Source organism: Reinekea forsetii, assembly GCF_002795845.1.
GTDB classification, from domain to species: domain Bacteria; phylum Pseudomonadota; class Gammaproteobacteria; order Pseudomonadales; family Natronospirillaceae; genus Reinekea; species Reinekea forsetii.
Window position 1 is genome coordinate 2,110,327 of sequence record NZ_CP011797.1, and the last position, 26,583, is coordinate 2,136,909.

At 54.7% G+C, this 26,583-nt stretch carries 16 protein-coding genes and 2 tRNA genes; all 18 read right to left on the reverse strand.

Annotation, left to right across the window (positions count from 1 at the left end; translation table 11 throughout):
* Positions 1-10: 10 nt before the first annotated feature.
* Positions 11-3,604 (reverse strand): BREX-1 system adenine-specific DNA-methyltransferase PglX, encoded by a 3,594-nt coding sequence (gene pglX / locus REIFOR_RS09815; RefSeq protein WP_100257384.1) that lies wholly within the window; start codon positions 3,602-3,604, stop codon positions 11-13.
* Positions 3,601-7,158 (reverse strand): BREX-1 system adenine-specific DNA-methyltransferase PglX, encoded by a 3,558-nt coding sequence (gene pglX / locus REIFOR_RS09820; protein WP_100257385.1) that lies wholly within the window; start codon positions 7,156-7,158, stop codon positions 3,601-3,603. The genes pglX (REIFOR_RS09815) and pglX (REIFOR_RS09820) overlap by 4 nt, the downstream gene beginning before the upstream one ends.
* 83 nt (positions 7,159-7,241) lie before the next feature.
* The gene (gene brxC / locus REIFOR_RS09825) at positions 7,242-10,889 is read right to left on the reverse strand and encodes a BREX system P-loop protein BrxC (RefSeq protein ID WP_100257386.1); all 3,648 of its coding nucleotides are present in this window, start codon (positions 10,887-10,889) and stop codon (positions 7,242-7,244) included.
* 10 nt (positions 10,890-10,899) lie between these two features.
* A complete protein-coding gene (locus REIFOR_RS09830; protein WP_100257387.1) occupies positions 10,900-11,478 on the reverse strand; it encodes a DUF1788 domain-containing protein in 579 nt (192 codons plus the stop codon).
* Positions 11,475-12,101 carry a DUF1819 family protein gene (locus tag REIFOR_RS09835; RefSeq protein ID WP_100257388.1) on the reverse strand — a complete coding sequence of 209 codons (627 nt, stop codon included), beginning with the start codon at positions 12,099-12,101 and terminating at the stop codon, positions 11,475-11,477. The genes REIFOR_RS09830 and REIFOR_RS09835 overlap by 4 nt, the downstream gene beginning before the upstream one ends.
* 1,061 nt (positions 12,102-13,162) lie before the next feature.
* A tRNA-Pro gene (locus REIFOR_RS09840) sits at positions 13,163-13,239 on the reverse strand.
* A 45-nt stretch (positions 13,240-13,284) separates the two neighbouring features.
* On the reverse strand, positions 13,285-13,659 hold the full coding sequence (locus REIFOR_RS09845) for a MerR family transcriptional regulator (protein ID WP_100257389.1): 375 nt from the start codon (positions 13,657-13,659) through the stop codon (positions 13,285-13,287).
* Positions 13,637-13,939 (reverse strand): integration host factor subunit alpha, encoded by a 303-nt coding sequence (ihfA, locus tag REIFOR_RS09850; RefSeq protein ID WP_100257390.1) that lies wholly within the window; start codon positions 13,937-13,939, stop codon positions 13,637-13,639. Before ihfA ends, REIFOR_RS09845 begins: the two co-directional genes overlap by 23 nt.
* Before the next feature lie 10 nt (positions 13,940-13,949).
* A complete protein-coding gene (gene pheT / locus REIFOR_RS09855; RefSeq protein ID WP_100257391.1) occupies positions 13,950-16,325 on the reverse strand; it encodes a phenylalanine--tRNA ligase subunit beta in 2,376 nt (791 codons plus the stop codon).
* 21 nt (positions 16,326-16,346) lie between these two features.
* Positions 16,347-17,363: a phenylalanine--tRNA ligase subunit alpha gene (gene pheS / locus REIFOR_RS09860; protein ID WP_100257392.1), complete on the reverse strand. Its 1,017-nt coding sequence runs from the start codon at positions 17,361-17,363 to the stop codon at positions 16,347-16,349.
* A 108-nt stretch (positions 17,364-17,471) separates the two neighbouring features.
* Positions 17,472-17,924 carry an aspartate carbamoyltransferase regulatory subunit gene (gene pyrI, locus REIFOR_RS09865; RefSeq protein WP_100257393.1) on the reverse strand — a complete coding sequence of 151 codons (453 nt, stop codon included), beginning with the start codon at positions 17,922-17,924 and terminating at the stop codon, positions 17,472-17,474.
* Complete coding sequence (gene pyrB / locus REIFOR_RS09870) at positions 17,917-18,855, reverse strand: aspartate carbamoyltransferase (protein ID WP_100257394.1); 939 nt, start codon at positions 18,853-18,855, stop codon at positions 17,917-17,919. The genes pyrI and pyrB overlap by 8 nt, the downstream gene beginning before the upstream one ends.
* Before the next feature lie 145 nt (positions 18,856-19,000).
* Positions 19,001-19,076 (reverse strand) — tRNA-Ala (locus tag REIFOR_RS09875).
* A gap of 97 nt (positions 19,077-19,173) precedes the next feature.
* Complete coding sequence (gltX, locus tag REIFOR_RS09880) at positions 19,174-20,673, reverse strand: glutamate--tRNA ligase (RefSeq protein WP_100257395.1); 1,500 nt, start codon at positions 20,671-20,673, stop codon at positions 19,174-19,176.
* Between the two features lie 219 nt (positions 20,674-20,892).
* Entirely contained in the window at positions 20,893-22,506 is a 1,614-nt protein-coding gene (locus tag REIFOR_RS09885) for a GGDEF domain-containing response regulator (protein ID WP_158524347.1), read from the reverse strand.
* A 120-nt stretch (positions 22,507-22,626) separates the two neighbouring features.
* On the reverse strand, positions 22,627-24,621 hold the full coding sequence (locus REIFOR_RS09890) for a transglutaminase TgpA family protein (RefSeq protein WP_158524348.1): 1,995 nt from the start codon (positions 24,619-24,621) through the stop codon (positions 22,627-22,629).
* Positions 24,614-25,558, reverse strand: a complete 945-nt coding sequence (locus REIFOR_RS09895) for a DUF58 domain-containing protein (RefSeq protein WP_100257398.1) — start codon at positions 25,556-25,558, stop codon at positions 24,614-24,616. The genes REIFOR_RS09890 and REIFOR_RS09895 overlap by 8 nt, the downstream gene beginning before the upstream one ends.
* A gap of 26 nt (positions 25,559-25,584) precedes the next feature.
* Complete coding sequence (locus tag REIFOR_RS09900; protein ID WP_100257399.1) at positions 25,585-26,511, reverse strand: AAA family ATPase; 927 nt, start codon at positions 26,509-26,511, stop codon at positions 25,585-25,587.
* Positions 26,512-26,583: the final 72 nt, after the last annotated feature.

Here is a 26,583-nt window from a genome sequence, read left to right on the forward strand (position 1 = left end):
TAACGTTATATTATTTTTTTGGTATTTCCCCATGTATTGCCTTAACATCCACCAACAAATCGCCAAACTTACCGTAGTTCACCTTCACACCATCATCCAAATCCAGCCTGATGCGATGATCGGCCAGGTGTTTCAGTTTTTCATCAAACTCGGTCAGTTCGGTCTGTTGTTTTTGCAGGCGCTTGATTTCTTTTTCGAGCTTTTTGATTTCCGCGGCGGAGCTGCTGGCCAGTTTGTCGTTATCGAGTTTGTCGATATGCGAGCTGAGTTTGGCGGTGAGCGGGATGACGTATTCGGTCCGCATCCGCGCCAGGGTGCCTTCGTTATAGCGGTGTAAGTACACCAAGCACTGGAAGGCCTTTTGTTTGCCGCTGCTAAACAGCCAGTAGATCGGCCGTTTTTTGTAGGTTTGCATGTGGTCTTTGTAAAAGCTGTCACACAGGTAACGGCGAATGGTATCGCGGCTGCCTTCGCCTTTTTTGGGTGAGAGGTTGGCGGCCAAGAAATCGAGATTGGCTTCCAAGTGGGCGGCATCCCAGGCGACTGAGATAAATTCGACTAGGCGGTTCGCGGCGTCATCGGCATACCATTCGGTATCGGTGAGTGGGATGATGCCGTCGTCGTCGGCTGGGAATTTGATATAACTAGTTGGGTCAAAGCCTTCGTTGCCGCTGTTAGCATAGATGAGGCCCGGCGCGTCCAGGCTGTAGCGGCCCATCATGCAGCCGATGGCGTAGGAGATTAGTTCTTGCAGGGTGTCTTCGCGGAAGCGGATGTCGCGTTCCTCTGCGGATTTTTTTATACCGTAGCGGTAGGCCGGGTTCACCGTGAGGGTGATCTGCTCGATGGGGACCTCGGGCGTGAGCTCGTCCGCTAGGCCGTAGGCGTCGATGAAGAGGCGGTTGTTTTCTTCTTCGAGGCGCTGCATCTCGGCGATGGTGGCGCGGTTTTGGGTGATCCAGGTGGTGTAGCTGGATTCGATGGTGAACGTGGTGCCAGAGGAGGCTGTCAGAAGGGGTAGGGATTGGAAGTCCCACGAGCGTTCGTAGGAGTCCCAGTCATTCCGACCTGCCAAAACACAACGCTCAACTCCATCCATAGCCACAACTACGTTTTGATACGGCAGATTTCCAACTGGCCCCTCGTGAAAGTCCAGAGTGGGTGATGTTGCCGCGAGGAAGACATTCACGAGCTTTGAATTCGTGAACCCAAGGGCCGCCCACAATACTTCGCGCGAACTTGGGAAGCACATTGCACCTTTTGTCTCGAACATGTGTATCTTGGGCGAGTACCTCATTGATAGGCTGGAACTCGTGATTGCGCTCCAAGTCAGGCCTTCGCGGAAATAGTAGGATTCGTTTTGCGGTCGAGACCGTTGCCTTCCGTTCTCGTCTACGAACGCCTTTATCTCATCGCCACCGTTCTCCCAGTTCACTACGAAATCGTTGTTCCCATACCATCTGCGGAACGCTCCCCCTTTGTTGCAGGGGAACCAGCGTGCTCGGCGGCGGCCTAAGCTGTTCGCGAAACCATTGAGATAAGCATTTTCGCTTGACACCTCTTGCCAATATCGGAGGAATCGGGAGTTGTCCCCAGTTGCTAGCCCTTGTCTTGTTGGGGCTACAGTCTTCATTGGAGGGAGGTCTTCAAATACTTTTTGAACTCGGTCACTCACCCAATAAGCCACCGGGCTACCAGGTATTTTCTTGAACTCATCTTGGGAAATAATGAACTCATTGGCAGAACCCCTTCCTAAGAAGACATCCCTTTTATCGGCCGACTGAGGTGCATTGTTGAGATCGATAAACGTCGCCAGATACCCCGAGACTCGACAGTTTGTGACCGCAAACACCGTCGCCTGCGCCACTTTGGAGTTCATGGAGGGAAAGCTGTTATATCCAATCTGAGCCATTGCACGAATGGTTTTATTTACAAGCATCCTCTCTCGCAACTTTTCAAACGAAGAGAGGAACATCCAGTTTTGTATTGTTACCATCGCGTAAGTACCATCATCTTTCGCAAACGTGTAACTGCGCTCTATAAAACAAGCGAACAGGTCACTCTTGGCGTCAGGGAACGCACCCTTTACGAATGCCGCCACATCGGTGTTCATGCCCTTGTTGCCCATATACGGCGGATTCGCCACCACCGCGTCGTACTGCGCCGCCAATACCTCAGCCTGTTGCACCAACGGCCCCAACCCCCTAAGCGCCTCCGCCACAAACAGATCCTGGCTGCTAACTTCACTCAACTGCTTCAACGCCGGCAACTTAACCGCCAACCCCTCCGGCACCTGAATCAACGACCCAAAGGTTGTCGCATGCTCGAATAAGTCCTTCAGCTCGTTCAGATCCACTTCTGTTAAGCCAAATGGCTCTAGGTTAAAGCCCTGGCTCACAACCTCGGCATCAAACCCGGAACTGTCCTCCAGTGCCATCACATTCAGCTTCACCCCCCGTTCAAACAACCGCCGGTCATCCGCCCGGCCCTTCATCATCAGCGCAAAGCCACTGAGCTGTGCGGCGCGCTCATCGATATCGAGGCCGAACAGGTTCTTCTCCAGGATTAATTGCGGGACGTCCCTTTGCCGGTAGCCACGCTCCAGGTAGATGGCCTTGAACAGTTCATAGGCCTCTACCAGGATGTGGCCAGAGCCACTGGCTGGGTCGATCAAGGTCAGCTCTTCGGGGTTTAGGCTGGTTGGGGTGATGGCTTTAAGCTGGGCATTTACATCATCGGCTTGTTCTGCCGGTTCAATGTAGTATGCCATCTGCGCTTTTAATGGCGAGTGCGGATAGGTCGCCAGCCACTGGGCACCGAGCGAGTTTTGCACCATGTACTTGACGATCCAGTTGGGCGTAAACAGTTGGGTAGCCGCGGGGATGTCTTCGCTTTTTACCACCTTGCCGATCACCTGGTCTTTTTTCTCGGAGATATAAAACTGGTACAGCCAGCCGATGATCTCGACGTTTTGCCAATCGGACTCGGGGATGTCGGTAATCAGATCGCCAATCAGGGAATCGGTTTTGGTAAGGTTTGCCGGTAACAATAATTCAGTCTCATCGTCGACGCTTTCGAATAGAAACGGCATGGCGGTGTTCAGGGCATGGCATTGGGCCAGTAACAGCGCGCGGTACAGTTCTTCGTCTTTGGTGCCATCGAGTTTGAGGGCCACCACCTGGGCGTGGCTTAGGTTGGGCAGCTGCCCGGTTTCACCTGTGTTGCCATAGGTGATGTCGGTACATTCATCGAGTATCTGATACCCGGTGGGGTGGTCTGGGTGCGATAACACCCGACGGCCATGGCCGAGGTAGTCGTGTAATTCCATATACCGGATGGCGATAATGCGGTTAAACCAGGAATAGGCCACCTGCTCCATGGTGTGGGCAAAGCCTACCCGCTCTACCCGCTCACCCAGCCGGGTGATTCTGGCTGCGAAGCTCACCGGGAAGGGTGTGCCATTGACCACACAGATATCCCCGGTGACCACCACCGGGTGAATCGTTTGCGCGCTCACTCCGTACTGTTGCGCTTGCTTAGACACCGCGGCAATAAAATCGCGGCGGGCTTTGGGGGCGTAGGCTTTTAGGTTGGCTGTGTTCATTTAGCCTTCTCCCCATGTATCGCCTTAACATCCACCAACAAATCACCAAACTTACCGTAGTTCACCTTCACGCCGTCATCCAAATCCAGCGTGATGCGCTGATCGGCCAGGTGCTTGAGTTTTTCATCAAACTCGGTCAGTTCGGTCTGTTGTTTTTGCAGGCGCTGGATTTCTTTTTCGAGCTTTTTGATTTCCGCGGCAGAGCTACTGGCCAGTTTGTCGTTATCGAGTTTGTCGATATGCGAGCTGAGTTTGGCGGTGAGCGGGATGACGTATTCGGTCCGCATACGCGCTAAGGTGCCTGCGTTATAGCGGTGTAAATACACCAAGCACTGGAAGGCCTTTTGTTTGCCGCTGCTAAACAGCCAGTAGATGGGGCGTTTTTTGTAGGTTTGCATGTGGTCTTTGTAAAAGCTGTCACACAGGTAACGGCGCAGAGTATCGCGGCTGCCTTCGCCTTTTTTGGGTGAAAGGTTGGCCGCCAAGAAATCGAGGTTGGCTTCCAGGTGGGCGGCCTCCCAGGCGACTGAGATGAATTCCACTAGGCGGTTCGCGGCGTCATCGGCATACCATTCGGTGTCGGTGAGTGGGATGATGCCGTCGTCGTCGGCTGGGAATTTGATATAACTAGTTGGGTCGAAGCCTTCGTTGCCGCTGTGGGCGTAGATGAGGCCCGGCGCGTCCAGGCTATAGCGGCCCATCATGCAACCGATGGCGTAGGAGATCAGTTCTTGCAGGGTGTCTTCGCGGAAGCGGATGTCGCGTTCCTCTGCGGATTTTTTAATACCGTAGCGGTAGGCCGGGTTCACCGTGAGGGTGATCTGCTCGATGGGAACGTCGGGCGTGAGCTCGTCCGCCAGGCCGTAGGCGTCGATGAAGAGGCGGTTGTTTTCTTCTTCTAGGCGTTGCATCTCGGCGATGGTGGCGCGGTTCGATTTAATCCAAGAGGTGTATCTGGATTCGAGGCTTTGGACTGGTTCGGAGGATATGGTCAGGAGGGGCAAGAATTGGAAGTCCCAGGAGCGTTCGTAGGCGTCCCAGTCGGCCATTGCCGAATCGACCAAGCCTACAGCGCTTCGGCTTACCCGGTCCAGTAAGGGTTCATCACTGACGTCAAACGGCAGTGCTCTGATATCTCGGACCTTCACGTGCATCGTCGGATTGAGTACGTCGATGGCATACGCAGCAAATGGGGAGTTTAAGTACGCAAGCACCGCGAAGATTTTCACATGCCTCACAAAGAGTGTCGGTCCAGCCGTCTCATATGTACATCCTGACGGAAGATACCTAAATGCTGTAGATGCAGAAGTTATATCAGTCCACGTGATGCCTTCCAAGTACCAGAATTTAGAATCAATGATTCGAGCGCTATGGTCTTTAGAATAAAACGTTCGTGTCGTCAGTGACCAATCAATCAAATTCTCAAGGTTCCCGGCCCATTTTCGAAACGAGCCGCCTTTTGCGCAAATGACCCACTTCTTGTTAGGCCCGATAGACTCCTTTTTCACTTCCCAAACGTATCTGAGGTAGCGTTCGTTATTGGTTGTCTTATTCTGACCTTCCGTATTGAAAAACTCACCCATTTTTGTCCCGGTGAATATGTTACGAATCGCCTCGCTCATCCAATAAGCCACCGGGCTGCCAGGAATCTTCTTGAACTCGTCTTGGGCAGCTTCGAAGAACCAACTGCAAGCGCGATTTTGAACGGCCTCGAGCGTTTTTGGCCCCTGATTTTGCGAACCACGAAAGTCAGACAAACGGATGTAACACCCCTTTAGTCCGCTTAGATGGCCCTTTTGTAATGTAAAGGTACAGATGGGAACAGTGGCACCCTCGAAGCCTGAATACTCAAGTTGCACCAGAGATGTGATGTTTTCTTCATTGATAAGTCTCGTACGCAGGTATTCGTGACTGGAAATAAACATCCAGACAAAGGGCGACATGAAACCGAGTCGGCCATGTGGTTTGCTGAACGCGAGATCGCGGTCGATGAAGGCAGAGAAGAAATCCTTCTCATACCCCGGGTAGCAGTCCTTCAAGTAGGTCCTCAGGATCAATGGTAGATACTTGCCGCCCATATACGGCGGATTCGCCACCACCGCATCATACTGCGCCGCCAACACCTGAGCCTGTTGCACCAAGGGCCCTAACCCCCTAAGCGCCTCCGCCACAAACAGATCCTGGCTGCGGGCCTCACTCAGTTGCTTCAACGCCGGCAACTTACCCGCCAAACCCTCCGGCACCTGAATCAAGGACCCAAAGGTCGTCGCATGCTCGAATAAGTCCTTCAGTTCGTTCAGGTCTGTTTCTGTTAAGCCAAATGGCTCTAGGTTTAGGCCCTGACTGACAACCTCGGCATCAAACCCGGCACTGTCCACCAATGCCATCACATTCAGCTTCACCCCCCGCTCAAACAACCGCCGGTCATCTGCCCGGCCCTTCATCATCAGCGCAAAGCCCGTCAGCTGCGCCGCACGCTCGTCGATGTCGAGGCCGAATAGGTTTTTCTCCAGGATCAGTTGCGGGACGTCCCTTTGCCGGTAGCCACGTTCCAGATAGATGGCTTTGAACAGTTCATAGGCTTCTACCAGGATGTGGCCAGAGCCACTGGCTGGGTCGATCAAGGTCAGCTCTTCTGGGTTTAGGCTGGTTGGGGTGATGGCTTTTAGCTGGGCATTCACTTCGTCGGTTTGTTCTGCCGGTTCAATGTAGTATGCCATCTGCGCTTTTAATGGCGAGTGCGGATAGGTCGCCAGCCACTGGGCACCGAGCGAGTTTTGCACCATGTACTTGACGATCCAGTTGGGCGTAAACAGTTGGGTGGCCGCGGGGATGTCTTCACTTTTTACCACCTTGCCGATCACCTGGTCTTTTTTCTCGGAGATATAAAACTGGTACAGCCAGCCGATGATCTCGACGTTTTGCCAATCGGACTCGGGGATGTCGGTAATCAGATCGCCAATCAGGGAATCGGTTTTGGTAAGGTTTTCCGGTAGCAGTAACTCGGTCTCATCGTCGACGCTTTCAAATAGAAACGGCATGGCGGTGTTCAGGGCATGGCATTGGGCCAGTAACAGCGCGCGGTACAGTTCTTCGTCTTTGGTGCCATCGAGTTTGAGGGCCACCACCTGAGCGTGGCTTAGGTTGGGCAGCTGCCCGGTTTCTCCGCTGTTGCCATAGCTGATATCGGTACATTCATCGAGTATTTGATACCCGGTGGGGTGGTCTGGGTGCGATAACACCCGGCGGCCATGGCCGAGGTAGTCGTGTAATTCCATATAACGGATGGCGATAATGCGGTTAAACCAGGAATAGGCCACCTGCTCCATGGTGTGGGCAAAGCCTACCCGCTCTACCCGCTCACCCAGCCGAGTGATTCTGGCTGCGAAGCTCACCGGGAAGGGTGTGCCATTGACCACACAGATGTCCCCGGTGACCACCACCGGGTGAATCGTTTGCGCGCTCACACCGAACTGTTGCGCTTGCTTAGACACCGCGGCAATAAAATCGCGGCGGGCTTTGGGGGCGTAGGCTTTTAGGTTGGCTGTGTTCATAATGTTTTAGGGTTCTTCCGTTACACGGCAAATGGCGCCATTAGGGCTTGGGCGGATTGGCCGCCCGGTTGTTTGGGCAGCGCTTAACGAATCCGCACGCGAGCGCCCTGCTCTAGCGCCACGTCGAGCTGTTGCTTGAGCTCGGCTAGGAACTGAGCGGCTTGCTCGGGCGTTTCAATGTAGGCGCCCTCGATGACTGCACTGAACGCCTGGGTGACCGATACCTCGGCTATTTGCTTGGGTTTGACCAAGGGCACAGGCTCCGTCACTGGCCCTGGTCGAGAGGGGATGGTCGGCGTTGGCTTGACAGGGGACTCCAAGGCAGCGCGTTTGGCCTGCTCGCGTTCGATGGTTTTGTTCAGGGTGTCCAGGGCATCGTCTAGGCGTTCGTTGGCGGTTTCGGTTTGCAGCATGTAGATCTGCGGGATGCTTTTTTGCTGTTGGATGTCTTCTTTGAGCAGTTGCAGCGGGCGCAGCAGTTGGTTGCTCAGCTCGGGTGTGGCGATGCCGGAGCTGGCAATGTCTTGCTGCAGTTGCACAATGCGTTGCTCTACCCGCTCCAGTGCGTGGTGGCGTTTTTCGCCGATCAGCGCGTCGTTTATCTGGTTCACGGTGGCGACCAGCCCGGCGACCTGGTGCAGCTTGTTGTAGGGCGCTTCGGCCGTGTGGATCTGGGTTAGGGCTAGGAGTGCGGCGGCGGCCTGCTCGTCGCGTTCCAAGGCCTGTTTGTTTTTGTCAAAATCCACCAAGGCGCCTTGCAGCTGTTGCCATACCGGCAGTTGGTTGGCGAAAAACTCGTGCACATCGTGGTAGTCCTCTTCGAGGTCTTTATACAAGTCGCGGTTGTCGACGAGCTGTTTGAAGTAGTCGAAGCTGTCGTCGTTCAGCTGCAGGCGATCCAGGGTTAAGACAGAGGTGGCAATGATCTTCGCGCCGGGGAACCCGCCCAGATCGGTTTTGCTTTTATAACTGCGCAGGTTGCTGAGCCATTGGTTAAAATGTTGGCTGTAAAAGCCGAACAGCTCTTTCTCGGCCGATGGGCCCATGCTGCGGAACAGGTCTTGGCTTAGGGTTCTGGCCTGCTTGAGAATAATCTCATCGGTTTGGCGTTTTTTGATCAGGGTGATGTCGCGCCGCTTGCGGGAATTGGTTAGCGGCTCGAAGGCATCTTTATTGGCCAGGGTGCCACCATTGAGTTGCAAGGTTAGGTGGTTGCCCGCCGCCAAGCGGCCAATGATCAGTAGGATTTCATTGTCGGGCCAGCCGAAGGGCCGTTTGTTAAAGCGGTCGAGCACATCGGAGACCAGGATGCGATCATTGCTGGCCGCCTTGAGGGTGATGAATTGTTGCACCTCGTTGGTCGCCTGAGGGTTGCCGGCGGCGCCCTCCAGGCCCAGACCCATCTGGGCGATATCGTCTAGCGCCAATACCGCACTTAACTCACGCTGGGCATCGGTTTGCAGTACCTTGAGGTAGGCCAGTTTGGTGAAGGTGTTTTCAAGCAGATACAAGCAGCCCTCGTCGAAGCGCACCGTGGCGTTGGTTTGACTCACCTTCAGGCGCTGGCCCAGACAATAGACCTGGGCAGAGAGCATCAGTTGGTCGACATTGACCCGTAACCGGGTGAGCCGCTCCTGGTTCTCACGGCCCCGGTCGGCCAGTATGCGGCTGAGGTCCTGTTGGCTCTTGTCATTATTCAGGCGGATAAATTTGTTGGTGCGCAACCAGGTGCTCAGCTCTAGGAAAAAGCTGTTCTCATCGGCCAGGCGGATCACCACCGAGCCGTTGCCTTCGGTACTGCGGTTGATGCAGGCGGCTTCTGAATAGAGGCTGTAATCGGAGTCGAGCGGCGACAACACCTCCATTTTCAAGTCGGCCTCGTAGCGGCCGTCCAGGGTGTGACCGTCCAGATACCGACCGACGTCATAGTCTTGTTTGTTGACCGGGTAGCGGAATTTATTGCGATCGCCGAGCAGCTCCTTATAGATAATATCCATCAGAGCTTTGGTCTCTTCCGAGCTGGAGATGTCGGTGGCTTTTATCTTGCGAGTAATGTCGCGTTCTTCATTGGTTAAAAACAGGTATTCATGGCCGTTTAGGGTGATCAGGCACTGTTTTTCCAGCAGTTGCAGGCTGGTGACCACCTGCTTGCGCAGGATCACCTTATCTTCATCGATGGTTTGCAACGAGAGGGTAATGAGGTTGTCGATGGTGCCCTTGACCAGATCGACATAGCGGATCATAAACAGGGTTTTTAACAGGCTGATGTCGAACGGGGTATAGATGTCATCGGTGGCGGCGTTGTCGATGGCTTGTTTTACGGCTGGTTCGAGAAAGGACTCCACCGAGCGATAAAAGTAGTGCATCGGCACCAGGGCGCCCAGCTCGGCGTCTTTCAGCTGCAAGGCGGCAACCTGAAACGAGTCCAACATGGACCGCGAGGCGTTAGACAGCGCGGCACCGGTGGCCCCGACCTTGCGGATCTCGGTAAACACACTCTGCAACAGGCGGAACTGATAGGGTGGATAGGGATAACAGCGCACAAAGTCGGCTTCGCTGGCGAATGAGCGCAGCGTGGGCCCGGTGCTGTCGAAGATGATCTGATTCTTGAGAATATCACCCTCTTTGGCGTAAATGGTCTGCAGCGTGGCTTCGGCCTCGGGGTTTTTGCGCAATAAGCGCTGCTCGATTACCTCGTCGACATTGGCCCCAGAGAGCGACAAGCGGGTGCTGAAACGCGCGGCAATTTTTGAAAAGGTATCCGACTCGGCACTGGATAAGTCGCCCAGCGTCGCGTCCATATCCGCCTGGGCGGTGACCACAATCCAGGCGCGGCCCTTGCAAATGGTGCCCAGGTTTTCTGCCAGGGTTTGCAGCTTTAACATCCGGTCGGTGTTTTTGCCGATAAACTGGCCGATTTCATCGACCAGGAACAGAATGCGTCTATTGGGCTCGGGGTGGTTGTCCAGGTACTCTTTGACCCATTGGCAAAATCGCTCGGCATTGTAGTTGAGCGCATCTTCGGACTCTTCAAACCATTTTTGCGCTTCGGCGTCGGATATCGCCATTGCAAAGGCTAAGGCCTGTTGGATGTCTGCCTGGAAAAAATGGAAGGCATCGCGCTCTTTGACCCAGGTCGACTGAGAGAGCTCGGCAAATTTAGTGGTGAACTGGGTTAATACCCCTTTGCTTTGCAGATAGCGTTCCAGGTGCGCTATGTGGGGGTGGTCACTGCTAAAACCCTGGAATTCGTTAAACACCCGCAAGAACACGTCGAGTATCGGGTTGGCGTCATCTTTAGCGCCCGACTTGCTGTCAATATTAAACAGAATAACATCGGATTTATTGGCGGCGGCCTTTTGAATGTCGGCCCGGACCATGGCGTCGCGTATTTTGCTGGCATCAAAAAAGTCCGACGCCAGGCGCTTGGTGCCATTGGGTGATACCGATTCAACATCGGCGAGCAGGTAAGACAGTATTTTCAAGAAGTGGGACTTACCGGAACCGAAAAAACCTGAGATCCAGATGCCAATCTTGTCTTCCAGGGCCTTCTCATCGAGCGAGGTGGAGAACACCTCGAAGAAGTTGCGGAAGTGGGCATCAAGTTCTTTGGTTACAACGTATTCGTCCAGTTCCACGTAAACCGTTGTGTCGTCGTTTTGGTCTGCTTTAACAACACCATTAATGGAGCGCTCGATGTCTTTATAGAAAATGTCTCTAACGGCAGTCATTGAGCTATCCTTATTCGCTAACTAATTTAAAGGCGCGATAATAATTATTGGAGGGGATTCGATTAAAGAGCGATAAGTCTTTACCGGTGTATTCACCCGGGTAGTACAGCACCAGGGGCACGTGACCTAAGTCGGCATGCAGGCTGTTGAGCAAATTGTGAGCCCGCAACAGCGGCCATACTGAGCCGACACCGGAGAGCAGCACCAAGTCTTGGTGATCAATCTTGTTATGTTTGAGCAAAAAGGGCACAAACTTATCCATGTGCAACGGACCTGAGAGGGCTTTGAGTAACGCCTCATCGCCCTTGGCTTTTTGCAGGTCTATGGCCCGCTCCAACAGATTGCGGTCGGTCAGGTACGCCACCATGTTGTCCAACAGGTTGATGTGGGCGACCTTGAGGTGGCTGTGCTTCTTAGCCAGCAACTCGGCCAAGAAATGCAGATGGTCCCTAACCTGAAGTTCGTGCTCGGGGGCGTAGTCGAAGATCCAAAAACACAGGTCCCCGCCCAGGCCTTTTTTGTTGAGAAAGTCTTCTGACAATAAAATATCTGGGATCTTATTGAGCCGTTCTTGCAAGCCTTGATTCATGTGCGTACTTCCATACAGGCCAGTAATCGGTGTTTGGTGGTGTTTGCCAACAAGTCGCGTGTTTCGGGTCGGATCTGCATATTTTGCAATTTTCGGCCACGCGCGTTGTGCAAATAACCCACTTCCTTGAGCATGCGAAAGACCACACTGCCCATTTTTTTCTTGGTGGCGGGTTGCCAACGGTTAATGCGTGGGTCCTTGTTGCCGCAATCATCGAGGAAATCCAACCATTGATAGACTTGCAGCTTTTCAGCATGGGCGGCATAGGCATCGCGCACGATTTGCTCGATAAACTCCACCAATAACAGGTTGCGTTGCAGCGCCGCAACAAAGCTGATTTGGGTGGCCAGCTCATCATCGCCATCGCGCAGGGCCCGCCAAAAATCGGGGTCTAACAGCTGTAAACGTGAGCGAATGGCGCAGCCAAAACGGTCGGCTGTTTTCGGACTGCGTTTTTGCAGCAAGTTGTTGGTGATGATCGCCCGCGTCCACTCTTCGCTTGACACCTCGTTGAGCAATAGGCCGGCAACCACGCGGCTCTCGCGCACCATGAGGGAGCCACCATTGAGATCGCTGTGGTATGAAAAATCAGCCGATGTGCTGTGCTGTTGGGGTTTAGTCATGGTTAGGCTGAATCGAGGTGAGCGAAATTTGATTGCGTCCAGCGCAGTGCGTCCTGTCGACTTCGACTTCGACTTTACAACCGTTCGTTATTGGACTGAAAAAATATTTAGCACTCCAGCCAAAGTGCAATTCAGGACTATTGTGCGGAGCAAATAGCTCTTTTTTAATACTAATCATTTAAACAACTTCCCGCTCTGTGGCAACAACCCAACTGGCTTTTCATTTCGGCCATACAGCCTTATCAGTACCAGCAGCAGAAGACTCAAAAAAATAGACTGACCCTCGCTAAATTCCAAAAAAGAACTCGCGTAAAAAAATATCAACCAATCTGAATTTTTAAAATTACCATCACTCACACCCATTAATAAAAAAGTACATGTTTTAGCAACTTTGTGAAATTAATACATAAAGGTAATACTTTTATTTAGATTGTTGATAATTTTTAAAAACATGTTAAGAAAAGTATCTTTTTTTAGGCTATTTTTATTGCTCTAAAATCAGCTCTTCCAAGTTAAACCAGCGGTTCTGTGAATGCTAGTCAGAATGAATATTTTGATGAATCTCAACCCATGCACTGGGAGCCAGACCGCACCAACCAACCAACCAACCAACCAATTAGAATATGGCTCGGATGTTAGAGCGCCTGAGATCTATATTCCTGATCATGGCAATTCCTGGACATATAGATTAGTTTCTGGACACGCGGATAGTTTCGTATAAATTCGCTTTTGCTTGCCGATGCAAGACGATGCTTTGGAATAGGAGGAGCAGAGATTATCGCAGCTAGGCTTTGTTCCACTCAGGCTTGTTGACGATAGGAATTGGGTGCTTGGGTAGCATTAGGCCCACGGATTCGAATAAGTGATTGGAAGCTTGGGCTTGGGCCGGGACGGAATGGCGCTGGCATGGCGCTGGGATGGCGCTGGCATGGCGCTGGGATGGGGGGTTGGAGTTGGCGTTGGGTGTTCGATATATCGGCCACAGGCCGCATAAAAAGGTTAAATCTTAAATTCCAGGCATAAAAAAAGCAGCTCTAAGCTGCTGATTTTAAATAATGTATTGGTCGGGCATAGAGGATTCGAACCTCTGACCCTCGCCACCCCATGACGATGCGCTACCTGACTGCGCCAATGCCCGACTGTCTGAGTATTCTAAGCTAACATATTGAAAAACAAAAGGTTTTTACTCTGTTTTTTGCGATTTAAGCAATAAAACCAGAACCGCCTCTAACTCTTCAATCATTTCTGAAATCAGTGTCTGGCGCGCCTGCTGGGCTTGCTCGGAGTCTTCGGGGTCGGTCATCTTTTGCCGTGCACCGCCGATGGTATAGCCGTCTTCATAGAGGAGGTGCCGAATTTGACGAATCAACATGACATCACCGCGCTGATAATAGCGGCGATTGCCCCGGCGTTTGACGGGGCTCAGTTGTGGAAATTCCTGCTCCCAATAGCGCAAAACGTGTGGTTTTACGGCACACAATTCACTCACTTCACCAATGGTGAAATAACGTTTGCCTGGGATTACAGGTAATTCATCATTCTGGCTCGGTTCCAACATAATTTTCGACGGTCACCTTCAGTTTCTGTCCGGGCCGGAAGGTAACCACTCGACGAGCCGAGATCGGGATCTCTTCACCCGTTTTCGGATTCCGTCCAGGGCGTTGCCGCTTATCCCGGAGATCGAAGTTGCCAAAGCCGGACAACTTCACCTGTTCGTTATGCACTAGACTTTCTCGTATTTCTTCGAAGAAAATCTCAACCATTTCTTTGGCTTCACGCTTATTGAGACCTAATTCCTCATATAAACGGTCTGCCATCTCTGCTTTGGTCAGGGCCATGGTGGGCTCCTTAGCCCCGCAAAACCGCATCTAGGCGCGTTTGTAGGGTGTTAATGATCAAATCCATGAAGCGATTAATTTCGTCATCAGTCAGAGTGCGTGAGGAATGCTGCCAGGTCAAGCCCATCGCAATACTTTTTCTTTTTGAATCGATTCCTTTGCCGCGGTAGATATCGAACAGATTTAGACTCACCAAATCGTCACCGGCCATCTCACGCACCGTATCCAAGACGGCACTGACCGACACCTCTTCGTCAATTACTACCGCCAAATCTCGCGTACTCGCAGGCTGCTTCGACAGGGGGCGGAACTTCGGCAAGAGCGCCGGCAAGGTGCGATCTAACCGAACCTCAAACAGATATACGTTTTGCTTAAAGCCGAAACTTTTCGCCAAGTTCGGGTGTAAGGCGCCCAAATGGCCCACCAGCTTGCCGTTGCGTTCGATTCGAGCACATTGGCCCGGGTGCAGCGCGCTGTTGGTGCCGTTAACAATCTCAAACTCGACACCCTTGATATGGCCTAAGAGCTGCTCGACATCGCCTTTCAGGTCGTAAAAGTCGACACTCTCACCGTTTTCATACCAGCCCTTGGCGGCACGCGAGCCGGTAATGACCCCGGCTAACATATCGACTTGCTCCAGACCCTTATTTTCCACGCGAAAGCGCTGACCGGTCTCAAACAGGCGCACCTGCTCTTGCTGGCGATTCAGGTTGTGCTGCACGGCCTTTAACAAACCCGGCCAGAGCGATACCCGCATGGCGGACAGGTCAGCCGATATCGGGTTGGCCAATTTCAAGCTGTTGAGATTGGGAAACATCAGTTCCTGGACGCCGGGTTCCACAAAGCTGAAGGTGATGGCTTCTTGGTAACCCAGAGACACCATACGATCGACTAATGCCGCCACCGGTGTCGCCTGCTCGGCCGGACCTTGGGGCTTCATGGCCACTTTTGGGGCGGTTACCGGCAGGTTGTCGTAACCGACGATGCGGGCAAGCTCTTCGATCAAATCGGCCTGTATGGCCATATCGAAACGCCAGCTGGGCGCCTGAACCTGCCAATGGCCTTCGGCTTCGGTTAGCAGGGTAAAGCCCAGACCGACTAGAATTTGTTTGATGCGCAGATCATCGATCGACATCCCCAGACTGCTGGTGACCACGCTTGAATAGAGGTCGATCACGGCCCGCTTGGGAATATACTCAGCCTGCTCCTTGACGATCAGCGGACCGGCCTGGGCGCCACAGATGCTGGCCAACAGTGCACTGGCTCGCTCGATGGCGGCTTCTTGCAAACGGCTGTCGACACCGCGTTCGAAGCGGTGGCTGGAATCGGTGTGCAGACCCTTGGCACGGGCCTTACCGGCCAGCTCAATGGGCGCAAAAAAGGCGCTTTCCAGAAACACCGAGGTGGTCGTGGCGGACACGCCGCTATGAACACCGCCCATAATACCGGCCATCGCGAGCGGGCCGGCGGCATCGGCGATCACCAGGATGGAGGGATCCAGTGCGATCTCCTGCCCGTCCAGCAAGACCAGTTTTTCATCGGCACGCGCCTTGCGCACGACGATTTTTTCGTTCAATTGCTGTAAATCGAAGCCATGCATCGGCTGACCGAGTTCCAACATCACATAGTTGGTAACATCGACCACGGCATCGATCGAGCGAATACCACTGCGGCGCAGCCGTTCCACCATCCAGATCGGTGTGGCGGCACTGATATCGACCTGATGTAGGACACGGCCAACATAGCGTGGGCAACCCTTGCCATCTTCAATGGTGACGTCAAACAGATCTTGATGCTGCACCGGGACGGCGGCCAGATCGGGCGCGTGCATCGGCAAATCGTTGAGCACCCCCACCTCGCGCGCCAATCCGCGCAGACTCAAGCAATCGGCCCGGTTGGGGGTCAGATCGACTTCGATGGCGATGTCGTCTAGCTCGTAGTAAGTGCGAATATCCTGACCGACCGGCGCATCGGCCGGCAGTTCGAGAATACCCTCGTGTGCGGCCGATAAGCCCAGTTCCTTCTCGCTGCACAACATGCCGAAGCTGTCGACATCGCGCAGCTTGGCCTGTCCGATATTGAGGTTGCCAGGCAACACCGCACCGACCTGAGCGAAGCCAACTTTTAGGCCTGCCCGGGCATTGGGTGCGCCGCAGACCACCTGAACATTCTCGCTGCCGGTGGACACGGTACAGACTTGCAGCTTGTCGGCATTGGGATGGCGCTCGCAGCTGATGATTTCGGCGACGATCACACCACTGAAGGCTTCAGCAACGGGCTCAAAGCCTTCCACTTCCAGACCGGCCATGGTGACCTGGTCCATTAATTCTTGGGCGCTAACGGATGGATTCACCCAGCTACGCAGCCACTTTTCACTCACTTTCATTGTCTAGGTCCTGTTGCGGAATCAGTTGAATTGACGCAGGAATTGCAGGTCGTTATCGAAGAACAGGCGTAAGTCATTCACGCCGTAACGCAACATCGCCATCCGTTCCACACCCATGCCGAAGGCAAAACCCTGATACTGGTCAGGATCGACACCCGATGCACGTAACACATCGGGATGCACCATGCCGCAGCCGAGCACTTCGAGCCAACCGGTGTGGCTACAGACTCGACAGCCTTCGCCATTACACATAACACAGGCAATATCGACCTCAGCACTGGGCTCGGTGAAGGGGAAATAGGAGGGCCGAAAGCGGACCTTAAGTTCTTTTTCGAAGAACACCCGCAGGAATTCTTCGATGGTGCCCTTCAGGTCGGCAAAGCTGACCTGCTTGTCGATCATCAGGCCTTCCATCTGGTGGAACATAGGGCTGTGCGTCAGGTCGGAATCGCAGCGATAAACCCGGCCCGGGCAGACAATGCGGAACGGCGGCTGGCCGTTTTCCATGGTACGCACCTGGACCGGTGAGGTATGGGTGCGCAACAGGGTGTTGACGTCGAAGTAGAAGGTATCGTGCATCGCCCGCGCCGGATGGTGCGACGGGATATTGAGCGCTTCGAAGTTGTGGTAGTCGTCTTCCACTTCCGGACCGGTGGCGATGGTGTAACCGATATTGGTGAAGAAGGCCTCCATGCGCCGCAGCGTCATGGTTACTGGGTGTAAGCCGCCCTTCTGCTGGCGTCGACCGGGCGCGGTAACATCGAGCTTTTCTGCCGCCAGTTGCTCGGCCAAGGCGTTTGCTTCGATACTGGCTTTACGCGCATTGATGGCGTCCGATACCGCGTCCTTGACCTCATTGATCAGGGCGCCGGCGGCGGGCCGTTGCTCCGCGGTTAACTTACCCAGCGATTTCAGCTGGGCGGTAATTTCACCTTTTTTGCCCAGATAGCGAACCCGCAGGTCATCTAGGGACTGGGCATTGGTCGCCTCTTTAACCGCCGCTAAGGCGTCTTCGTGCAACTTATTCAGGGTATCCATTTACCGTGCCTACTCCCGTAATTCGGAACAAATAAAAAGCCTTCACTATAAAGAAGGAAATGAAATAAGCAACTGATCTAACAGGATTTTTCCGCCGTGCAGATCAATCTAATGCTTGAATAGCGAGTCGGAAAAAGTACGCTCGCAAAAATGGCAACGCAGCTGTACCTGATTAGGATTGGAGCTAACATAAAAACGGCTCGAGACCGGTTCAGAATGGGAAATGCAGTTGGAATTGGGGCAGGCAAAGATGCCGACAAAGGCGGCCGGCAAGCCGATCTGAAATTTGGTCACCACTCGGTAACCTTCGATAATATTCACCGTCGCATCAGGGGCATAGAGTGCCATCTCGGCCGCGTCCTGCTCCGAAAACAACCAACCCTCAACCTTGATGATGTCCTTTTGGCCACTGCCCTTGGACGGCAAGTTCAAACCGACGGTGACCCGAGCCTGACCATTGCGCGCTTGAATGCGCGCCAGGATATTGAGCCCCTGCCCGGCCGGTATATGGTCGATCACGGTGCCGGTTTCAATTGCCTCGACGGCCATGGTTTCACGCATCGTTCAATTCCTTAATGGTTTCATTGAGCACCAAGGCGAGCAGCGCTTCGCGGGCGTAGACACCGTTTTCGGCCTGTTGAAAGTAGTAGGCGAACGGCGACGCATCGACGTCCGGATGAATTTCATCGATGCGCGGCAAGGGGTGCAGCACCTTCATATTGGGTTTGGCGTGCGCCAGCATCTCGGCCCGGAGCACATACTGGGAGGCGATATGCATATATTCAGTAGGATCGAAGCGCTCTTTTTGCACGCGAGTCATATAGAGGATATCGACCTTGCTCACGGCTTCTTCAAGCGTCTCGACATAGCGGAACGACACCCCCTTTTCGATCAGGCTCTGCTCGATATAGGACGGCATCTTAAGCACTTCCGGGGCGACAAAGTAGAAAGTCGGGTTAAACCAGGTCAAGGCTTGCGCCAAGGAATGCACGGTTCGACCGTATTTCAAATCCCCGACGAAGGCGACCGACAGGTTACTCAGCTGGCCTTGGCATTCGGCGATCGAGAATAGATCGAGCAAGGTTTGGGAGGGATGTTGATTGGCCCCATCACCGCCATTGATCACCGGCACGTTGGCCACCTCGGCCGCCAAGCGCGCGGAACCCTCTTTCGGGTGGCGCATAATAATGGCATCGGCATAAGCGGACATCATCTGGATGCTGTCGGTAAGGGTTTCGCCCTTTTTGGTGGAGGTATGAGAGCTGTCCGAGAAACCGATTAGGGCGCCCTGTAATCGTTGCACCGCAGTCTCGAACGAGAGTCGGGTTCGGGTTGACGGTTCAAAGAAACAGCTGGCGATGACCTTATTGGCCAAATAGGGCCCCGGGCCCTGTGCCTTGAAGATGCCGGCCAGTTGGACAATCAGTTCCAAATCGGTGCGACTGAGATCGCTGATTGAGACTATATCTTTGCGATAAAGAGGGTTGGCCATAGGGGTGCTCAATACAGATTTGCGGCATTATAGCAAACTGAGGCCACTAAGGAATAACTCAGGTTGTTAAAAGCGCGTTAAAACTATTTGCCAAATTTCAGATATAAAAAAGGCCTATCTTTCGATAAGCCAGATTTATTCTAAATGGTGGAGCTAAGCGGGATCGAACCGCTGACCTCCTGCATGCCATGCAGGCGCTCTCCCAGCTGAGCTATAGCCCCTCAACAGGTGCGACGCATATTAATCAGCAGACCCCACCCTGTCAACAGTTTTCTATTTCTTTTTTCCCATTAAATTCAATGGCTTAGCCTAGCGACCCTATTGGCCGCCGGTTTTGTTCAATTGCTGATACTGGCGCTCCAGGGATTTGAGTTTTTTCTTACCCAGCCCACCCAGCACCCCTATGGCGTGGCGCAGCCGACCTCGGGTCATATCCGGGCCCAACAAGGCCATGGCGTCCATGACCGAAACTGAGGCGGCCGAACCGGTAATGGCGATAAAGATCGGCGCGTTCACATCTTTGAGCTTTTGCTCGCGCTGTTCGGCGACGGCCTTGATATCGGCAAAGATACCCGCCTTAGTCCAGTCTTGGCGTGCCTCCAGCTTCCACAGCACCCATTGCAGCAGTTGCATCAGCTCTTCGTTTTCGGTTTTCAAATCGGCGAAGCTGGCCTCGCTGATGGCCGGGTTGCCCTGAAAGAAAAACATCAACAGCGGCGCTATATCGGCCAGCGTGTCGGCGCGGGCCTGCACCAGCGGCATCAACTGGGTGGCAAAGGTCTCATTGAATTTCCAATCGACTAGGCGCTGCAGCAACTGGGCTGGCGTGTGATGCTCGCGAATGTACTTGCCATTGAGCCAATTGAGCTTGTCCAGATCGAAGACCGGACCACCGAGTGACATTCGATTGATATCAAACGCCTGCACCATGGCATCCAGACTGAAGATCTCTTCGCCATTGGGCATAGTCCAACCCATCATGCCGAGAAAGTTCACCAGAACCTCAGGCAGAATGCCCATTTCACGATAGTAGGTAATCGACGTTGGGTTCTTACGCTTGCTCAACTTCGACTTATCGGTGTTGCGGAGCAACGGCAAGTGGGCATAGATCGGCGGCTGCCAACCGAAATACTGATACAGGGCCAACTGCTTCGGCGTTGAGGAGATCCATTCTTCGCCGCGCATGATGTGACTGATTTCCATCAGATGGTCATCGACAACACTGGCCAAGTGATAGGTTGGTAGGCCGTCGGACTTCATCAAGACCTGCATATCAACCTGCTGCCATTCGATCTCAACGTCGCCGCGCAATAGATCCTTAATAATGCAGGTGCCTTCCTCGGGCACGACCATGCGCACCACATGACTCTCACCGGCAGCCAATTTAGCGGCAACGTCGGTCTCACTCAGATGACGACAGTGACCGTCATAGCCAATATCGTCTCCGGCCAAACGCTGCGCCTCACGCAAGGTGTCTAAGCGCTCTGAACTGCAGAAACAGTGAAAGGCGTGCTTCTGCTCAAGCAATTGCTGGCTGTAGCGCTGATAAATATCCTTGCGATCGGATTGGCGATACGGACCAAAGGGACCGCCGATGTCCGGACCTTCGGACCAGTTCAGACCGAGCCACTTCAGGCTATCTAGAATCGCTTGCTCAGACTCCGGGGTCGAGCGCACCTGATCGGTGTCTTCGATCCGCAGGATGAATTCCCCGCCCTGGCTTTTGGCAAATACGGTATTAAAAAGGGCGATATAGGCCGTGCCCACATGCGGGTCGCCGGTCGGTGAAGGCGCAATACGGGTGCGAATTTTGGTCATATAGGAGCAAATCTCTTTGGTTGAGTTCGAAAGCGCGCAATTATAGCGCTGCAGAGGGCGGGTAGCCAGAACGTCGCTTGACCGGGACCGGTGGGTGATGGAAAAGTGCGGCAGAATGGGCGCTTAGGACCTAAAATAGATCCTCTTGTCGCAGTGCCAGGGGCGGACTGGGCGGCAGATCGATGTGCCCTACCCGTTTACAGTCGGCACGGGACTCGGTTAATGCGGCAGTTCACTGGCCAGCGCAATACGATTGCGACCATTGGCTTTGGCCTGATACAGCGCCAAATCGGCACGATGCGCTAAGGCCGAGGCATCTTCGCCCGGCGTCCAGGTGGCCACCCCAGCACTGAAGGTGACATTGATTTCAACAGGGCCCTGATGATGAGTCAGCTTCTCAAAGCCGCTGCGCACCTCATCTAACAACAGGGCCGCCGTGGCCTCATCGGTATCGGGTAAGATCAGCGCGAATTCCTCACCGCCGTAACGACCAATCACATCTGTGAGCCGGAAACGTTGCTTTAGATAGAGCGCCAGCGCGCGAATAACCCGATCGCCCATGGCATGCCCATAGCTGTCGTTAACCTGCTTAAAGCGATCGAGATCGATCATCACAAAGGTCAGCGGCAAGGCAGCCTCGAGGTTTTGGCCAATCAGCTTGGCCAGGGTGTCGAGGGTATGGTTGTGGTCCACTAGGCCGGTCAAGCTGTCTCGGATCATCTGCGCGCGCAGGCCCCGATGCCGCCGACATCGGTTGAGTACGGTGGCAATCAGCACCGTTTTCGGCACCGGCTTGGTGAGAAAATCATCCCCACCTCGGCCGACGGCATCGAGCTGTTTGTCGATATCGGATTCGGCCGATAAATAGAGGATCGGGATCGAGTCGTATTTATCCTGCTGGCGAATCACTTGCGCCAGTTCCGGCCCCATACAGCCGGGCATATAGATGTCCATCAGGATGGCATCGGGATTGAAGCTTTCAATAACCTCCAGCACTTCGAACGGGTCGTTAACATTGCGGGTAAACAGGCCGGCGTAGTTTAGTGTGCGTTCGGCGTACATGGCCTGGGCGCGCGAGTCATCCACCACCAAAACCCGAAACGGTGGCTCGGAGCGCAACGAATAGACACCGATCAGTTGCTCGATCAAAATATCCACATCCATCTGGCCGACATAGAGGGCAATGCCATTGGCACGCACTACGGCTAGACGTATGGCCAACGAGGGGGTCTGTTGGCAATAGAAGATCACCGGGATCGGAGCGCGCAGGTCCATCTGCAGCGTCGACACCAATGCGACGCCCTGGTCGCCGAAGTCGGTGTCCACGACCATAGCGGCCGGCAATCGATAGAGGATGGCCTCGTTTAGATCGACCTGATTGGCGAAACAGTGCGCCGGGATGCCAAAGGATGCCAGCTGCTCTTTGAGCAGGGTCGCCTGAGCGCTGCCGTTAAAGCACAGATACACCGGCTTGCGACCGGCCGAGACCTGCTTCAGGGCCATGTTGTCATTGGCACGCGAACAGGCCGTGGCGATCTGACCGATGGCGGTATTGAGCTGTTCGAGCACATCGCTCGATGGCGTGATATGGGCCTCCGCTGCGGCCAACACCGCAACGAGTTGACCAGAAGCCTCCGCCAATGGCATAAAGCCGTGCCGCTCGGCCAACCCGACCAATTTGGTCGCCGCCAGGGTGAATTCGTTGAACCAGACTTCCTGCCAATGCACCTCGGCCAGTTGCCCCCAACTGTTCACAACATGTCGGGCCTCCTCATAGACCCGTCGGGCAAAATGATCTTTAAGCTGAAGCAACTGCTGCTGTTTATCACTCATGTGTGATGATGGGTCCTTTATCTCGACTGCTGACAGCTGGCAACGGTGCATTTTAAAACGGCTGACCGATGCCACTAGTATCTACCTATAAGGTTAGATGCTAATCGCATAGTCTGCGAACTAAAGGCTGCGTCGTCGGCGCTGTTTGACGAGGCGATGTCGAGCGGCGCGGAATTCGCGCGCGGCGATCGGCTCGGCATGGCGATAGAGCGAACCCTCAATAAGGTCGGCCAGCACCCACAACGCGCTGTGGCTCGGGTGCTGCGCCGCCAAACGCTGAAAATAGGTCTGCACCGTTTCCGCATCGGCGCGGGCACCGTACCAACGTTCGATGCGCGCCAAGCTGCGGTAGGGTTCTCGTTGGCGGGTGGGCCAGGTCACCATGCCCAAACCCCAGGCCAGCGCGAAGCCGACTAGGGCCATCAAACTGAGGATGGCGATGGCCAGCTTCAGGGGTGAAAAGCGCCCAAAGGCCGACTCGAACCAAGCCTTGGCCACGCTGTTGTCGTAATCCAGAATCAACACCTGCCATTGATATAACATCGAGTCCCAGTAAAGACTCAGCCCATTTAACAGGCTGAGCGACCCCATTCGGGACAACAGTGGCAGATCGCCGGGCTGGGAGCGGCGAAACAGGGTATCCAAGTTCATCTCGATCCGATCGGGGGCTACCGCCGCCGTGGGGTCGATACGCTGCCAGCCTTGACCGAGCCAGACCTCAAGCCAAACATGCGCCTCCATCTGGCGCACTTGCACATAATCCCCGGTCGGGTTGTAGGTGCCGCCTAGATAGCCGCCCACTAGGCGGGTGGGAATGCCGACCGAGCGCAAAATATAGCCCACCGCGCTGGCGTAGTGCGAGCAGAAACCCCGGCGGCCGGTGAGCCAAAAATCGGCCAGACTTTGGTCGCCCGGATAGGCCGGCGGCTGCAGGGTGTAGAAAAAACCTTCGGTTCGAATATGGTGCATTAGGCCATCGATAAAGTCGCCGTCACTGGCGTATTGCGCGCGCTGGGTCTGAGCCCATTGGCGCAAAGGCTCGTTGCCCTGCTCCGGCAATAGCACATTGGACGCGATCAATCCGCTTTGATCGGGCCAGTTGACGGTACGGTGACTGCTCGCGCGATAACGCAGCAGACTAGTGATCGGCGTACGGCTGGCGGCGCGCGCATCGGGCAAAATAACGCCCTTGCCGGCCTCGATGGCGCTCGGCCAGTCCAAAAAATACAGCCAACGTTGGCCGCTGTTTTCCATCAGCACCGAATAACGCGACGCGGGCCCCACTCCGCTGGGTAACTTCGCCTGCGACGGCCAGGCAAAAGGGTTAGCGCTGCGGTATTCGGCTTGCCAAGACCGACCGTCAAAGACGCTCAGGGTGTTGCCGCGCCAATACCACTGATTGCGGGCCGGTAAGGGCGTATCGAAGGCAACCCGAAAGACCGGCGCGACCGACTGCGCCAAGCGCTCCACCGAGCCGGGACTGATCTCATCGGTCATACCGGTCTGCGCCCCGCGCTGATCATTGGGGATCTGCCAGAGCGGCGGCAGGCGCGGAAAAAACAGATAGCCGGCCACCATAATGGGCAGCGCAGCAAGCAAGATAAGACTCGATTGGGTCAGTCCATACCGAGCGTTATAGTGTCCGCCCGCGGTAACGGCCTGCAAGGCTAGGGTATTAAAAAACAACAGTAGGCTAACGATCAGGGCCGCTATCGGATCGAATCGATAGAGCAGCAAGACACCGGCCAAGAAATAGCCCAAGTAGATCTGAAAAATACCATCACGGCGGCGCAGCACCTCGAGCGATTTTAGCAGATAACCCAACAGACAGAGGGCGACAGCACTGTCCAGCGAGTAGCGATTCAAACCAGAGGCCATCAAGGCCCCGAGCCCCATCAACACAGCCGCCCAGAGGACCATGGCCGGTGGCTTACGCATTTGACCGTGCAGCACCCGCCAACGCCAGAGGCCGACCACGAGAAACAGCGCGAAAAACCAACCGGGCAAATAGGGAAGAAAGGCCAATAGGGTCATCAATTGCACCAGCAGCAGGTACTTCAGGCCGGCCTGGTGCAGGGCCCGCAGATGCGGCGGGATATAGGTGCTATCAGTCATAACCGAATTGCGCCAAGGCTCGACGCACCCGCGCGAGCTGTTCCGGGCCCTGGTCGGCGCACACCACCGTGCCCGGCAAGCGCAGCTCATAGGCCTGATGTTGCTCAGTCATCAGCTGGCTATGATAGGCCAGCGCCGAGAGCCGCGCTTCGTCCGCTAATCCGGGGAACTGATCCCAATCGAGAACGTCATTGCCCGATTGATAGTCGGTAAAAGCCTTGACCACCAGCTGATCGCGTGAAAAGCTCGCCCAGTGCAACCGATGGATGGCATCGCCGGCGACATAGGGCCGTAAACTGTGAAAATCTTCGCTGCCAGCGCGGTAAAATGGGTCGTTAGGCGGGTTCTGCTCGGCTTCGTGCCCACCCCCGGCCAGTTGCCGGTCGTATTGCACGGCTAGAGGATAAGCCCAGGCTTGGACATCGATTTTCAGGTTAGACCAGGCCACGATCAGGCCGAAGGGAAAGCGACTCTCGATGCGGAACCGGGGCGCTGTTATCGGGCCGCGCGCCCGCGCCAGCAAGGGCAGTCGCACCGTCACCGATGGCCCGTTCATGGCCACCGATACCACCCCCCACTGCTTATGAATCACTTCGAATGGGCCTCGATTTTGATTACGCGGTGCGCTCAGTAACAGGCTGATCTCGGCCATCTGACCAACCTCCACCAGCGAGCCGACCTGGCCACTGATGCACAGACCACTAAGATTGCGATAGGTCAGATGAACACTGGCCCACAACATGGCAATCAGCCAGAAGCCCAGGGCGTAGTTCAATGCGCTGTCAAAATTAATCGCCAACAGTAAAATCAATAGAGCCACTAGCAGCAGGATACCGCCCTGAAGGGTTGGGACAATAAAGATGCGCGCTTGATTGAGCGTCACCGAGCGTTGCAGGGGCAGGCGGCGCTCCAGCCATAGCCCTAACCTGCGGTGCATCCATAGGCGAACTCGACTCACAGCCACTAGCGGGTACCGACCACATCGACCGAGTCGAGGATCAGCGTCAGCAAGGATTCGCTACTCATAGCGCTCAGGGCCTTCAGGCGGTGCCCGGCAACGGCGGGGAAAATCGCCTGGACATCATCGGGTACCACGTAATCGCGACCAAAGCTCAGAGCATAGGCCCGCGCCGCCAACGCGACCGACTGCGACGCCCGAGGCGACAACCCCACCACGCACAGAGCCGGATCCCGGGTTTTCTGCACCAAGCGCATGATGTAGCCCAGTACCGCGCCGCTTAATTCGACCTGTTGGACCTGACCTAACAGCTCCGGCCAATCGGCCGGCAGCAATATCGGCACCAGGTCCGCCATGCGCTGTCGACCGAGCTTGCCCATTAGCAAGTCCTGTTCGACCGCGGCGTCGGGGTAGCCCAGACTGATACGGATGAAAAACCGATCGAGCTGGGATTCTGGCAAGGGATAGGTACCCGACTGAGACTGGGGATTTTGAGTCGCGATGACAAAAAAAGGCTTGGGCAAGGCCATGGTTTGGCCGTCGACCGACACCTGCTGCTCTTCCATCGCTTCCAATAACGCCGATTGGGCCTTAGGCGTGGCGCGATTGAGCTCATCGGCTAAGAGCAGCTGGGTAAAGACCGGCCCGCGGTGAAAACGAAAGTCCTGTTGATCTCGATCGAATATCTGGGCGCCAATCACATCGGCGGGCAACAGGTCGGCGGTAAACTGAATACGTTGATAGTCCAGGCCGAGCAATCGACCCAGAGCTTGAGCGAGTGTGGTTTTGCCGACGCCGGGTACGTCCTCGAGCAGAACATGGCCGCCACAGAGCAGCGCAACCCAAATCAGGCGTATCTTGTCCGACTTGCCGGCCACCACCAGACCGCCCTGCTGCATAAGTTGTGCGGTTAGCGCGGCAATGGCTGTCATCTATGGTCTGCTCCGTCCGAGAATAGTATGGAACCAGACCGCCAGAATAACCGGCTAGAACAGACCCCGTCC